The 13,179-nt window shown below is 39.3% G+C and carries 12 protein-coding genes; 6 read left to right on the top strand and 6 right to left on the bottom strand.

Annotated elements, in window-relative coordinates; all coding sequences use genetic code 11:
• The first annotated feature begins 51 nt into the window (after positions 1 to 51).
• From MHB40_RS08955 to MHB40_RS08970, 4 genes are all read left to right on the top strand, one after another.
• Positions 52 to 1,221 (top strand): toxic anion resistance protein, encoded by a 1,170-nt coding sequence (locus MHB40_RS08955; RefSeq protein ID WP_004229508.1) that lies wholly within the window; start codon positions 52 to 54, stop codon positions 1,219 to 1,221.
• Between the two features lie 244 nt (positions 1,222 to 1,465).
• Positions 1,466 to 2,002: a hypothetical protein gene (locus MHB40_RS08960; protein WP_205442660.1), complete on the top strand. Its 537-nt coding sequence runs from the start codon at positions 1,466 to 1,468 to the stop codon at positions 2,000 to 2,002.
• A 135-nt stretch (positions 2,003 to 2,137) separates the two neighbouring features.
• Positions 2,138 to 3,046: an EamA family transporter RarD gene (gene rarD / locus MHB40_RS08965; RefSeq protein ID WP_205442663.1), complete on the top strand. Its 909-nt coding sequence runs from the start codon at positions 2,138 to 2,140 to the stop codon at positions 3,044 to 3,046.
• Positions 3,047 to 3,154: 108 nt separating this feature from the next.
• Positions 3,155 to 3,370, top strand: coding sequence for a hypothetical protein (locus MHB40_RS08970; protein ID WP_342443198.1), 216 nt, complete (start codon positions 3,155 to 3,157; stop codon positions 3,368 to 3,370).
• 24 nt (positions 3,371 to 3,394) lie between these two features.
• Here MHB40_RS08970 and MHB40_RS08975 read toward each other — a convergent pair whose 3' ends face one another.
• Positions 3,395 to 3,865 carry a hypothetical protein gene (locus MHB40_RS08975; protein WP_342443199.1) on the bottom strand — a complete coding sequence of 157 codons (471 nt, stop codon included), beginning with the start codon at positions 3,863 to 3,865 and terminating at the stop codon, positions 3,395 to 3,397.
• 485 nt (positions 3,866 to 4,350) lie between these two features.
• Between MHB40_RS08975 and MHB40_RS08980 the strand changes: the two genes are divergently transcribed.
• Positions 4,351 to 6,255, top strand: a complete 1,905-nt coding sequence (locus tag MHB40_RS08980; RefSeq protein WP_342443200.1) for an endonuclease MutS2 — start codon at positions 4,351 to 4,353, stop codon at positions 6,253 to 6,255.
• A 40-nt stretch (positions 6,256 to 6,295) separates the two neighbouring features.
• Here MHB40_RS08980 and MHB40_RS08985 read toward each other — a convergent pair whose 3' ends face one another.
• On the bottom strand, positions 6,296 to 7,546 hold the full coding sequence (locus MHB40_RS08985; RefSeq protein WP_342534341.1) for a helix-turn-helix domain-containing protein: 1,251 nt from the start codon (positions 7,544 to 7,546) through the stop codon (positions 6,296 to 6,298).
• Positions 7,547 to 7,668: 122 nt separating this feature from the next.
• Here MHB40_RS08985 and MHB40_RS08990 point away from each other — a divergent pair, with 122 nt between their 5' ends.
• Positions 7,669 to 8,964, top strand: a complete 1,296-nt coding sequence (locus MHB40_RS08990; protein ID WP_342534342.1) for an MFS transporter — start codon at positions 7,669 to 7,671, stop codon at positions 8,962 to 8,964.
• 36 nt (positions 8,965 to 9,000) lie between these two features.
• Here MHB40_RS08990 and MHB40_RS08995 read toward each other — a convergent pair whose 3' ends face one another.
• From MHB40_RS08995 to MHB40_RS09010, 4 genes are all read right to left on the bottom strand, one after another.
• Positions 9,001 to 9,717 carry a lactate utilization protein C gene (locus MHB40_RS08995; protein ID WP_342534343.1) on the bottom strand — a complete coding sequence of 239 codons (717 nt, stop codon included), beginning with the start codon at positions 9,715 to 9,717 and terminating at the stop codon, positions 9,001 to 9,003.
• Positions 9,717 to 11,144: a LutB/LldF family L-lactate oxidation iron-sulfur protein gene (locus tag MHB40_RS09000; protein WP_342534344.1), complete on the bottom strand. Its 1,428-nt coding sequence runs from the start codon at positions 11,142 to 11,144 to the stop codon at positions 9,717 to 9,719. Before MHB40_RS09000 ends, MHB40_RS08995 begins: the two co-directional genes overlap by 1 nt.
• 15 nt (positions 11,145 to 11,159) lie before the next feature.
• The gene (locus tag MHB40_RS09005) at positions 11,160 to 11,876 is read right to left on the bottom strand and encodes a (Fe-S)-binding protein (RefSeq protein ID WP_205442675.1); all 717 of its coding nucleotides are present in this window, start codon (positions 11,874 to 11,876) and stop codon (positions 11,160 to 11,162) included.
• 140 nt (positions 11,877 to 12,016) lie between these two features.
• Positions 12,017 to 12,748, bottom strand: a complete 732-nt coding sequence (locus MHB40_RS09010; protein ID WP_342534345.1) for a FadR/GntR family transcriptional regulator — start codon at positions 12,746 to 12,748, stop codon at positions 12,017 to 12,019.
• Positions 12,749 to 13,179 lie beyond the last annotated feature (431 nt).

Consider the following 13,179-nt stretch of genomic DNA (forward strand, 5'->3'; position numbering starts at 1 on the left):
ACATGGTAATCGTAAGTAATTAGTAGAGATAAATTGCAGGGGGTAAAACGTATGTCTGAATTCAACAATGATCTTTTAAAATCCAAGGACCCATTCGCTTCAGAAAATCCTTTATTACAGCCAAATCCACTTTTACAGCAGGCGCCTGAGCAAAAGCCGGTACTTGTATCTGAGCAGGAGCTATCACAAATCGCTCAAAATCAGCTGATGCTAAAGCAAGATCCAGAGGTTCATACACTTGCACAAAAAATTGATGTCAAAGATCAAATTGCCATGCTAGAGCTTGGTAAAGAAACAGCAAGTGGCATTTCTACCTTTTCAGATAAAATGCTCGCAACGATGAAAGCTAGTAAGCTGGAAGAATCCAGTGTGCTATTAAATAACCTGAATAAAATTATGGATAAATTCGATCCACAGGATTTTGCGGAAGAGAAAAAGGGCGGTTTCATCTCCAAGCTCTTTAACAAAGGAAAAGAGCAATTGGAAAGGTTCTTATCTAAGTATGACAGTATGAATAAAGAAGTGGATGTCATTTACCGTGAAATCCAAAAATACGAAGGGGAAATGAAGCGTAATACCATTGACCTTGAAAATCTGTATGATCAGAACTTAAATTACTTCCAATCATTAAGTAAATTTGTTGCTGCGATTGAAGTAAAAACAGAAGAGGTTCGCGCATCATTACCTGCACTTGAGCAAAAAGCACAAACAGGTGATCAACTGGCAGCCATGGAATATGAAACAATGCTTCGCGCTGTGGAATTATTAGAGCAACGTCGCTATGATTTGGAAATGGCACAACAAGTATCCTTCCAATCAGCACCACAAATTCGCTTAATGCAGCAAGGGAACAATCATTTGATTGCCAAGATTAATTCTGCCTTTGTCACAACGATTCCGATCTTTAAGCAAGGGCTGATCCACGCAGTCACATTGAAGCGTCAAAAGCTGATTTCGGATTCTATGGTGGAATTGGACCGCCGTACGAACGAAATGCTTGTCCGTAATGCTGAAAATATTAGTAAGAACAGTGTGAATATCGCACGTCAAGCTGGTAGCCCAAGCATTAAAATCGAAACGATTGAAACAACGTGGCAAACAATTATGGCTGGTATTCAAGAAACGAAGCAAATTCAAGCAGAAACAGCAAGAAACCGTGAAGAAGGTCGTAAACGTATTGAACGTTTGCAATTGGAATATGAAAAACTGAAAAAAATGTAAGGCCCAAGCTTCTTGCAGCTATTGTTGCAAGAGGCTTTTTATATGGAATGTGTAGTCAGGTAGAGAGGCTCTTTCAAGGGTTTGCCATAATATTCGCTAAGATGGAAATGTTCTTTGACAAAAAGCAAAATAGTGATTATGATAAAGTTAAATGAGAATGATTATCAAATGAAAAAGGAAGCGGAAAGATGCGAAACAAAGCAATTCGATATCATGTATTTTTTCGTGGAGGAGAGAAAAATAAATGGCGAATAAAATAAAGCCCTCTACATTATCGTATGAGCCTTTTAAAGACGGAACGCTTGCTCTATACACAACAGATAGCTTAATGATTGTGCCGCAAAGCCGCTATTTAGAGCTGCTGCATACGGAAGAGTTATATAATGCGATGAATAGAGATTTAGATAACAAGCAAAATGGGTTAGAACGAGAACGAAAAATGCTAAAAATGCAAAATGCACAGCTAACAGAAGAGCTGCAAAAGTTCAAGCAGCAAAATACGGTTTTACAGAAAAAGGTAACAGAATATAATTGTGTGGTGGAGGAAATGAAGGTGCTCCGCCAACAAAATACGGATCTTCTCATTGAACTAAGTAAATATACAGCGATGTCAAGAGAGTCACTGACGGGGCCTTTGAAGTCGATGATTCGAGATATGCGTGAGCAAGGGGTTGGGATTAAAGAAATCCATATTCGCATCAAGCGCCAAATCAATCCCGAGATTAGCTATAGTACTGTACGCAAGTATATTTCTGAGCTAGAGTCGGAACAGAAAGGTTAACAGCTTTTAAAGGGTACTAGAAATTTGGCATTTACAGCAGCCACTCAAAGTCCTATAATGAGTCTATTCTTTAACTAGTTTAAGATTATAGGAAATCGTTTATCGATTTCAATCAGAGTAGGAGCGTTAGTGTCCATGTCAAATGAGAAAAAAGGGGTTTTGGCTGCCTTTTTTGCCTATGCCTTTTGGGGAGCATTCCCTCTATATTGGAAACTACTTGAGCATGTACCAAGTATGGAGATTTTATTATCCCGTGTCATTTGGTCCTTTGTCTTTACGGTACTTGCAGTTATCGTATTTCGAATGCGTCAGGATCTCGTAGCAGATCTAAAATATTTATGGTCACATCAAAAGCAGTTCTGGCAGCTTGCAGGTGCGTCCTTTGTCATTTCAATGAACTGGTATTTGTATATTTGGGCAGTGACACATAATCATCTCATTGAAACGAGCTTAGGTTATTATATTAATCCGCTCTTGTCTGTTATTTTTGGGGTAATTTTCTTTAAAGAATCGCTCAGTCGTGCACAATGGGTAGCGACAGGAATTGCATTTATTGCGGTGATTATTTTAACAATCAATTACGGCTCAGTACCTTGGGTAGCTTTATTGATTGCGCTATCTTTCGCTATTTATGGTGTGCTGAAAAAGAAAATTACACTGGATGCTACAAGAGGGTTAGCCATTGAAACGTTATTGATTTTACCCTTTGCATTAGGCTATTATGTGTATCTGTTTACTACCCATCAAGCCTTGTTTTTACATGTCGATGTTAAAACAGATATCTTAATGATCTTCAGTGGTTTAGTAACAGCTGTCCCGCTTATTTTATTTGCGAAGGGGGCACAAAATATTCCTTTATATTTACTAGGGTTTATCCAATATGTGTCGCCAACCATTGTCTTGATTTTAGGTATCGTGTTATACAAAGAGCCATTTAGTCAAGTTGAGCTCCTTGCATTCAGCATTATTTGGGCGGCATTACTCTTATTCTCTGGTTCCAAAATTATCGAGACAAGAAAAGCCCATCATAAATCAGTTTCGTAAAAGACTTGTAGATTTTTCTACAGGTCTTTCTTATGTAATTTTTACCTCTTTGTTTAGTATGATTTGCATGCTACTCTAATGGAGATATGAATAAAGAGGTGTAATAAGTTGGAACATATTTTACTAGCCATTTTTGGGCTGGCTTTTATAGCCTTTGGGATGAGACATAATGCGAGCGTACATAAAGATGAGGGATTGGGCTCTAGCGGCTCTTTCATTTGGGATTTATTTACCCTAGTATTTGATAGAATGCCCTATTGGTACACAAAAATGTTTTATTTTTTTATTGGATTGGGCTGTTGGATTGCCTGCTATTTTGTTTAATCGTCTCCGATAGATCGATAAAATTCATCCACTAATATGGTGAAAAATATAGGTAGCTTGTTGAATTGTCTGGTTGAGATGGAGTGACTGTTTGAAAACCATCAAAATTGCTAGAGCGAATGGTAGAACGAATACGATGGCCGCAGGATTTTTCAGCTCATGCTTTTGCTTTCTAAAGAAGAGCCAACAAATAATGGCAGCAATTAAGACGATGATGAGAATAATGAGGCTAACAATGAGTGTAGAGTGCAACTCATTCACGGCTTCTCTATATTGTGCTAATAACCCCGCATTGTCTTGACTCTCCACAATGACTTTTTGGCTGTCTTTATGGGCAATATCCCACTTAAAGTGATCATTCTCCTGTAAGACTACATAATGAAAGCCCATTGCATTTCTTTCACCAATCACAGTGGCAGAGGCAGAGGCTGTAGGAATTATTAAAATAAAGAAGAAAAGAAAGGTGAATAGGTAATGGATAATTCTTTGTTGCATTTAAGTACTCCCTCCAAATAAAGTCTTATTGATAGATTCGACAAAAATAGGAGAAAACCTTTTGAAGCATTGGCACCTTTACTTTCAAACCGGCATATAGTAAAATGTCAATAATTAGATAACAATGATCAATTAATGAGAGGTGCTTTTTTGTGAGTGCGGTAGGTTCTAACTAGGTAAAAATTGAATGAAATAGTGGCGATGACGACAGCCGGGGATATATGTTATGGACACCCCTTATTTTGTCATGGACCTATTTCAATAACCTATGTAGATACCTACAATACTTTATCAAGCGTGGCATACAGGATAGAAACTTCAATTAGATGAAGTTTTATTTGTGATGCCGGGAAAATGCGCCTTTTAAAGATAGAGCTGTGGGGATTCCTCACAGCTTTTTTTATGTTGTTTAAACCATCATTGCTATCTAATATTGGGTAGGTATCTTCATGTATGATAAAACATTACAATGAGGAGCATAACAAATGAATAAAACTACGCTTGAAAAATTACAATATCATGAATTAAAGGACATCGTTAAATCCTACTGTGTCAGCGGGTTAGGAAAACAACTTTTAGATAAATTAATGCCAAGCTCAAACTTAGCAGTGGTAAAAAATCGATTGAATGAAACAACAGAAGCTCGTGCCATTTTGGATGCAGAGGGGCATGTTCCGTTTTTAGGGGTATCGAATATTGAGCATATCATGACGAAGCTTGAAAAGGGGATGATTCTTGACCCCAGTGAGCTAGTGAGTATCTCCGATTTTTTACGAGGCTGTCGCAACATCAAAAAATTTATGTTAGATAAGGAATTTTTTGCGCCCGTTCTTTCTTCTTACGCTCATTCTATGGCTGAATTGAAGAGCGTGGAGGAGGAGATTAATTTTGCGATCAAAGCCAATCGTGTAGATTCGGCTGCTAGTCGTGAATTAAAGCGTATTCGTCATCATATGGAAACGACAGAGGAAAAATTGAAAGAGCGCTTAACGAAATTTTTGAATAACAGTGCCAATAAACCGTATATTCAGGAATTCTTTATCAGTCAAAAGGATGATCGCTATACGATTCCGATTAAGGCAACTTATAAAAATCATGTACAGGGAACAGTAGTGGAAATATCCTCAAAAGGGGCAACCGTTTTTATGGAGCCGAGTGTGGTGGCTAAATTAAATGTAGAATTGGCTACCTTAAAGGCTGAGGAAGCGGTGGAGGAATATCAGATTTTAGCAACTTTATCAGGGCTATTAATGGAACATCTGCATGCTATCACGATTAACATGGAGTTAATCAGCCAATATGATATGGTCTTTGCGAAAGCGAAGTTTAGTAGACAAATTGGTGGTAGGGAACCGCGTATAAATGATTACGGTTATATTCAACTGATCAATGGCAAGCATCCATTATTACCAGGAAATGCGGTGCCCCTTCAATTTTCCATTGCGAAAGACTACCGTAGCTTAATTATTACAGGGCCAAACGCTGGTGGCAAAACGGTCGTGTTGAAAACCATTGGCCTTTTAACATTAGCTATGATGTCGGGCTTCCATATTGTAGCGGACGAAGGAACGGAAATGGCGGTATTTGATCATATCTTTGTTGATATTGGCGACAATCAAAGTATAGAAAATGCACTAAGTACGTTTTCATCGCATATGAAAAATCTTTCCGATATTATGAGAGCCGCTAATAATCATACGCTATTGCTGTTTGATGAAATTGGCAGTGGAACAGAGCCAAATGAAGGAGCCGCACTGGCCATTGCGATATTAGAGGAATTTTATCAAATGGGCTGCATTACTGTTGCGACTACACATTATGGTGAAATTAAACGATTTTCTGAGATGCATCCTGATTTTATGAATGCGGCAATGCGCTTCCATCCTGAAACATTAGAGCCTTTGTATCAATTACTCATCGGCACGTCTGGAGAAAGCAATGCGTTATGGATTTCCAAGAAAATGAATGTCCGCGAAGCTGTTTTACAAAGAGCAAAGGATTATATAAATGACAAGGAATATCAGCTGACGCTCGTTCAGGACAGTAAAATTAGAAAGCCTAAAGAAGAGAAAAAAAGCATGGCAGCGGCATATGCATTTGCAAAAGGGGATCGTGTTAAATTATTGGACTATGATGATGTGGGACTGGTGTACGAAGAAATGAACCCGTACAATAAAGTCAGCGTATTCTATCAGGGACAAATACTAGAGGTGAATGTGAAGAGACTTACCCTAGACTTACCCGCAACGGAGCTATACCCTGAAGGATATGATCTAGAGACTTTATTTGTAGACTATCAAGAACGTAAGCTTCAGCATGATATCGAACGGGGATCGAAAAAGGCTTTACGTAAGATCCATAAACAAATAAAGAACGATCGTCAGCAGTAAAAACAAGGGATTGCACAGCCTCGTGCAATCCCTTTACGCATTAAGTTATGGAATTAATTTGTGCCTTAATTGTTCGATAGACTTCCTCAATTTTTCGTTTATAGGGTAAATCCACTAAATCCAGTGAATCTGTGTAGGCCATTTTCGCAATTTCATAGGCTGTTGTGAGCTCCCCAAAATGTGCATAGCAAAGGGCTTTATAGGAAAAGCATTCATGTACGCTCAAGATATCATAGGGATGACTAATAAAGATCGGTATTTTTGTATAGTGATCAAAGGCGGCCTTTGCCTCCTCATAACGACCAAGTAAATATAAAGATTTTCCTTTTTCAAAATAAATATAGTTGGGATCTAGCTTGTCAAATTCCTTATGTTTAAGTTGATTAAAACGCTCTACTTCTATAAGTGCCTGCTCATAATGATGAACGTAATTATTGTAATAATGTGCTCGTATGACAAAAATTAACGCATCAACTTCATCCCGCCCAGCAAAAGCACGGTATTGATCAAGCTTCATCAGCATATACTCAACCTGTTTAAAGTCATGGTCAACCATGGCACAATAAGCGCCAATTCGATACATATCATCGATTTGATAGAACAGTTGATTTTTATGGGCATTGATAATCGTCTCGTTAATTAACTTTTTTCCTTCCTCATGTTTACCGATAGCAAGCTGTAGCGTGGCTGTGTAATAGGCCATTAATAAGGTGTCACGCGAATCAAGCTGATAGTCTTCCTGTTCAATGATTTCCTTTGCTTGTAACATATAGGAGAAGGCTAATTCATATTGACGCTTTTCCGCTATAATAGCCATTTGTAGGACAAATGTTTTAAACCAATGGCTAAGTAAATTAATTTCTTTAAAAATAGTGCGTGCCTGCAAAAGCGGGGCTTCCCATGTCGATAATCCTGCTTCATATTGGGCATCTGCATAAATATATAATAAGCGACCTGCTTCATAGCTTTGAGGTAGGCCCTCCACAGACGGCTTAATCAAATCGACAATTTCTTGATGATGGTCTGTATCACCACGTTTTACTTCTGCAAATAAAATTTCCACCTGCTCTAATAGCTGGCGAATGGAGGATGGGGTTACTTCTTCCAGTAATTCACTAGCTTTTACACCTAAACGTTCAGCAATATAGTCAAGGCTTTCCATGGAAGGCTTGGCCTTATCATTTTCTATTTGGCTTAACATTCCTTTAGTTAGACGATCACCGGCAAGTGCCTCTAATGTTAATTTTTGTTCTTTCCTTAATTTGCGAATTCGTGTGCCTAAAGAGTCCACTGCCTCGCCTCCTTTTGTTTAATTATATTAAACTTTTGCTTGCGTGAAAAGGGGGAACTATGGTATATTTTGTTTAACCTAATTAAACTTTTTAATTTAGTTAAAAAAACGGAGGGGTTTAGATGAATGAAGCGGAAAAGTTAAAAAAGGCGACCTATCATTTATGGACGTTCACAGCGAGTAAAATGATTGCCATGTTGGGTGCAAATGTGATGGCATTCGGTTTTAGCCTATATATTTTAGCGATGACTGGGTCGGCGATGAGCTTTGCGACGAATATGATTTGTTCCGTATTACCACGCGCACTTGTGGCACCCTTAGCAGGCTATGTCGCAGATAATTTCTCAAAAAAACGCACGATATTAATAGCGCAGGCAGGCACCATTTTGACAGTAGGAGGATTATTGCTTTATACAGAAACAGTAGGAATGTCCGTTTATGCTATATACATAGCTACTGTTTTTAATACTATTTGCTCAGCCTTTTCGGGTGTAACGTTTTCATCTGCTATTGCCACACTTGTTAATCCAGAACGATTACAGCGTGCGATGTCATTTAACCAAATGTCAATGTCCGTAGCTGCGATTGGGGGACCAGTCATTGGTGGTATGATGTATGGATTTTTTAATATGGATGTATTTTTAATGGTGAATATGGTGGCCTATGCGATTGCTTTTTGTCTTGAGGCAACAATGGATTTTAACCTCTATAGTACAAGAGGGAGAGATACGAAAAAAGAAAAGATGTGGGAAGGGCTGAAAAGCGGTTTTCATTACATCAAGCAACGTAACGTCATTAAAACCATTATGTGGGTAGCATTATGGATCAACTTATTCTTTTCTGCCATCGCTGTTGGAGGAACGTACATCATCATTGAATTGCTAAAAATCAAATCCACACACTTTGGCTTTATTGAAGCGTCAGGTGCATTAGGTATGCTCTTGGCCTCCCTTTATTTCGCAACAAGACCTGAAGTAAAGGTACCTTTACGCTTTTCGAAAATCAGCTTACTGCTATTGGCGGGAAGTGTTGGCTTAGCAGTCATTCCATTAGTCACTGATTTTTCCTATATAGCGATCGTGATCTTCTACCTCATCATTTACTTTATTTTCGCAATTTTCGAAATGGGTATTAATATGCCGATTGGGGTATATATGCAAAAAATTATAGCGGAAGAGTACCGTGGGCGTGTCTTTGGGCTAATGGAAACAATGGCAATGTCCATGATGCCGATTGGTATGGTAGTCTATGGCATGCTATATGATACATTACCAGCTACGATTATTTTACCAGTAACGAGTGTCATTATTATTATCATTTCACTCGTGATGCTACGCTCATCTATTTTAAAAGAGGCACATCCAGAGTATTATGAAAAAGCAGCTCTACCGGAAAGGGTCGCTAACACAACAACTTAAAATAACAGGCATGCAGTGAAATGCATGCCTGTTGTTTTACTGATCCTCAATGACAATGTAGGTTGCTTGAATAGGGCCGTGGACACCAACGATAAGAATCATTTCGATATCGGCTGAGTTACTTGGTCCCGTAATAAAGTTGATGCAGGAGGCAATTTTTTCACCCCGACGGATTTTTTCACTAATCCAACGAGCTGCCTGTGTCATACGAGGCACAATCGTACTTTTAGGAATTAAAATGATCGACTTCTCTGGTAAAAAGCTAATGCTTCTCCCTCTATCCTTGCTGCTAAAAAGCACGGCTGTTCCCGATTCTGCTAACGTCATTTCACTAATGGTCATCCCGATATTTGCTTTTTCAGCTTGGCGGATATTTTCCTCGGGTTGCTGTGGGTCCCATTCATAAAGCTGAATATTGGCTTGTGGCCATTGTTCGTTCATGAGTGCAGATAATCCGTAGTCTTGGAACCGTTTATCCTGCCATGTAATAACGGACTGCCCTCCATAATTGTCAACAACGGTCTGTAAATCCTGTGGAAGTGTAGTAGTACTAGAAATGACAATATGAGTATGGATGTTGGCACATTGCTTGATTAAAATCTCTACCAATTCGTCCTTTGTCGCATCTTTGAGCACACGCTCTTGTGGCTGATACTGCCAAGTTGGTCGTGGCAGCTCTGTCTTAGGTGAACGTCCGAGTTGCTTCGCAATGTTTGCTAAAAAGGTTTCTCGATGCTGAATCATATCAGTCATTATTGCCCGCCTCCTTTTGTACGATGCTTCATCCAGTCTCTAAAGCTGTCTTTACTTGGTGCAGGAAAATCCCTTGCCTCGGTCCATGCTTTTAATGGGCCAGGGCCTTTAGAAATGGTATTGTCTTTAGTAAATGGAGACATTGCAGGCGCAGCCATTTTTGTCGCCATTTTATAAAGGGTAGGGGAGGAAGCCCCAAAACCAAATGCCTTCATTAAAAGCTTTTCAGAAACAGGTGCCTTGCCTTCATTTTCAACAATGACTTGACGATGGCGATGAATGAGCTGATGTAAAGGAATTTTAACAGGACATGCATCTGTACAAGCACCGCACAATGTAGAAGCATAGGGCAGTTCTTTAAAATCATCGTAGCCTCCTAAAAGCGGGGAGAGGACAACACCTACTGGACCTGAGTAAATAGAGCCGTACGTATGCCCACCAACATGACGATAGACAGGACAAGCATTGACACAGGCAGCACAGCGAATGCACTGTAAAATAGGCTGGAATTCACTACCTAAAATAGCCGAGCGTCCATTATCGACAATGACTAAATGGAATTCCTCTGGTCCATCCGTATCCTCTTCGTCCTTTACGCCTGTTAACGTTGTAATATAGCTCGTTAGCTTTTGACCAACCGCACTTCTTGTTAATAAACTAACAAGAACCTCCATTTCTTCAAAGGTAGGAACAATTCTTTCCATCCCCATAACCGTGATTTGCGTTTTTGGTAGCGCCGTTACTAAATCAGCATTGCCTTCATTCGTGACGAGTGTAATCGAGCCACTTTCAGCAATAGCAAAGTTACAGCCTGTAATCCCAATATCGGCCGTTAAATATTCCTGCCGTAATTTTTCACGTACATAAAGGGCAAGCTCCTCTGGCTTTTCTGTTTGACTGTAGCCTTGTTTTTCTTTAAAAACATCTCGAATTTGCTCCTTATTTTTATGCAAGGCTGGCGCCACAATATGCGAAGGGGGCTCGTGATCTGCCACCTGCAAAATATACTCACCTAGGTCTGTCTCAATCACTTCACAACCAAGTGCTTCTAAAGCCGTATTTAAGTTAATTTCTTCTGTCACCATTGATTTAGATTTCACAATTTTTGCCGCATTTTTCTTCCTAGCAATGCTTTGAATATAGTCGGTTGCTTCCTGTGCAGTTTGCGCAAAGAACACATGCCCGCCTCGTTTGGCAACATTTTCACTTAATTGATAAAGGTAATAATCAAGATTAGCTAAAACATGCTTGCGGATTTCCTCTCCATGTGAGCGCCATTCTTCCCAATGTCCTAACTCCTCTGCTTGTTGAAGGCGACGTGTTTGAAAACGTTCTTGGGCACTCGAAACCGCACGACGCATAAACTGATTATCTAGCTCTTTTGTGACACGTTGCTGAAACCGATCATCACTTGTTTTCATGGCCATGTTTATTTCCCCCTCTTATCGGCAATTTAATACTTCTGCAATATGCATCACTTTAATTGGCTTATCCTGACGTTGAATGCGACCGCCGATATTCATTAAACAGCCAGCATCTGCGCCTATTAAAATATCAGCACCTGTTTCTTCTACATTGTGTACTTTTTCATTGACCATTTCTCCAGATATATGGCCCATTTTGACTGAAAAAGTACCACCAAATCCACAGCATCGATCCTTGCCAGGGAGGTCCACATAGTGTAAGCCCTTGACGTTCTTTAATAATTGCAAGGGTGCCTCTGTCACACCTAGCAATCTAGTCATATGGCATGACGTATGGTAGGTAGCTTTGCCCTCTAAATGGGCACCCACATCTTCAATCTTTAATACGTTGACAATAAATTCTGTGAATTCATAGGTTTTAGCTGCTAATGCTTGCGCTTTTGGCTCCCATGTCGTGTCCCCTTTAAAAACTTCTGGATATTCCTTCAGCATATAAGCGCAGGAACCAGAAGGGGAGACGACGTATTCAGCATGCTCAAAGGCTAAGATCATTTTTTTCATCGCATTTTTCGAGTCCTTGACATAGCCACTATTGTAAGCAGGCTGCCCACAGCAAATTTGATCCTCTGGAAAATCGATGTCACAGCCAAGTCTTTCTAACACTTCAACAACGGCCTTTCCTACATCCCCCTGAAACATATCCACTAAGCAAGTGGCGAATAGTGTGACTTTCATATGCATCGCTCCTTTTCTAAAACAACTGGTCATCTGATGACTTATCGATAACTTAATCATACAATAAATTATAAGGAGATAAAACCATTTTTAATGAATTTTCAGAAAAGAAAAAACTACCTAGAGGGTACTAGGTAGTTTTAGTGTGAATTGGATTCAGTTGTTTCGAAATATTGTAATAGCACTTTTTCAACATTGCTTAAATGTGATGCCATTGCATGTTTGGCTAGCTCTTCATTTTGTTGTTTAATCGCGAGGAATATCTGCATATGTTCGTCATATAATTGTTCACTCGTTGTTTGCTGGGAGTACAACCAAATTCGTCGCGTTTCTTTCATCGTTTCAATCATTAATCCCGAAATTTGATCTAAAAGGGTAGCGAGTAGGGGATTTTGAGAGGCGTTGGAGATAGCTGCATGAAATTGATAATCTACTTTTTCACCAAGCTCACCATCCCCATGGGCCTGCTTCATATCCTCTAAAATTTGTAGCATTGCCTGAATATCCTGATCTGTACGATAGAGCGCTGCACGTCCTGCTGCGCCTACTTCAATAATTTTGCGCACTTCTAATAAATGAGCAATATCCTGTCTATTCGTTAACATAGCTGTGGATAAAGGAAAATCAAGCTGATTGGCTGGCACACTTTTGACAAATGTTCCAGAGCCTTGTTTGATTTCAATCAATCCCATCGCTTTTAAAGCAGATAATGCCTCCCGTACAGCGGATCGACTCACTTGTAATTGTTCAGCAAGCTGCTCTACTGAGTCAAGCCGATCACCTGGCTTGAGGACACCAGCTCTTATTTTTTCATGCAGGATTTCGGACACTTCTTCATAAATTTTTTTTGGTTTAATCTTTCTTAATTCCAAGGGCTACACCTCTTTTTCTCGCTCATTTCCTATCATTATACATGAAAATAAGTCATTTACTCATGGTTGAACATGAACACTTTGTGTAGAGTAGAGGACTGTCGAAATTTAGGGAAAATATAATGCGTCACATAAGCCTATAATAAGGTCATCAGATGACATGATATTCAGATAGATTTGCTGATGAATGAAAAAATATATAGTTTCTTACTATAACATGGGCGTGATAGTGTATTTGAAATATTGAAGCTTCTTTCAACATTAACGACAAGCAATCGACAATGTCAAGAAAAAGGTAGAGAAGTTAGCTATACTCTCTTTGAAAAGGGGGAAGATTGGCGGATTTTGTTGACAGAAAATCAACAGGAGCGCATAATGCAGAAGTAGCTTGATGCTACTTCTCAAAAATCTCATCATTTTGCCATGAAACG

Origin of the sequence: Lysinibacillus sp. FSL K6-0057 (assembly GCF_038630885.1) — a bacterium.
In the GTDB taxonomy this organism is placed as follows: Bacteria; Bacillota; Bacilli; order Bacillales_A; family Planococcaceae; genus Lysinibacillus; species Lysinibacillus fusiformis_F.

Bases quoted from the DNA above. Each gene is read 5' to 3' on its own strand.
- MHB40_RS08955 (WP_004229508.1), top strand. From the start codon at position 52: ATGTCTGAATTCAACAATGATCTTTTAAAATCCAAGGACCCATTCGCT.
- MHB40_RS08960 (WP_205442660.1), top strand. From the start codon at position 1,466: ATGGCGAATAAAATAAAGCCCTCTACATTATCGTATGAGCCTTTTAAA.
- rarD (WP_205442663.1), top strand. From the start codon at position 2,138: ATGTCAAATGAGAAAAAAGGGGTTTTGGCTGCCTTTTTTGCCTATGCC.
- MHB40_RS08975 (WP_342443199.1), bottom strand. From the start codon at position 3,865: ATGCAACAAAGAATTATCCATTACCTATTCACCTTTCTTTTCTTCTTT.
- MHB40_RS08980 (WP_342443200.1), top strand. From the start codon at position 4,351: ATGAATAAAACTACGCTTGAAAAATTACAATATCATGAATTAAAGGAC.
- MHB40_RS08990 (WP_342534342.1), top strand. From the start codon at position 7,669: ATGAATGAAGCGGAAAAGTTAAAAAAGGCGACCTATCATTTATGGACG.
- MHB40_RS08995 (WP_342534343.1), bottom strand. From the start codon at position 9,717: ATGACTGATATGATTCAGCATCGAGAAACCTTTTTAGCAAACATTGCG.
- MHB40_RS09000 (WP_342534344.1), bottom strand. From the start codon at position 11,144: ATGGCCATGAAAACAAGTGATGATCGGTTTCAGCAACGTGTCACAAAA.
- MHB40_RS09005 (WP_205442675.1), bottom strand. From the start codon at position 11,876: ATGAAAGTCACACTATTCGCCACTTGCTTAGTGGATATGTTTCAGGGG.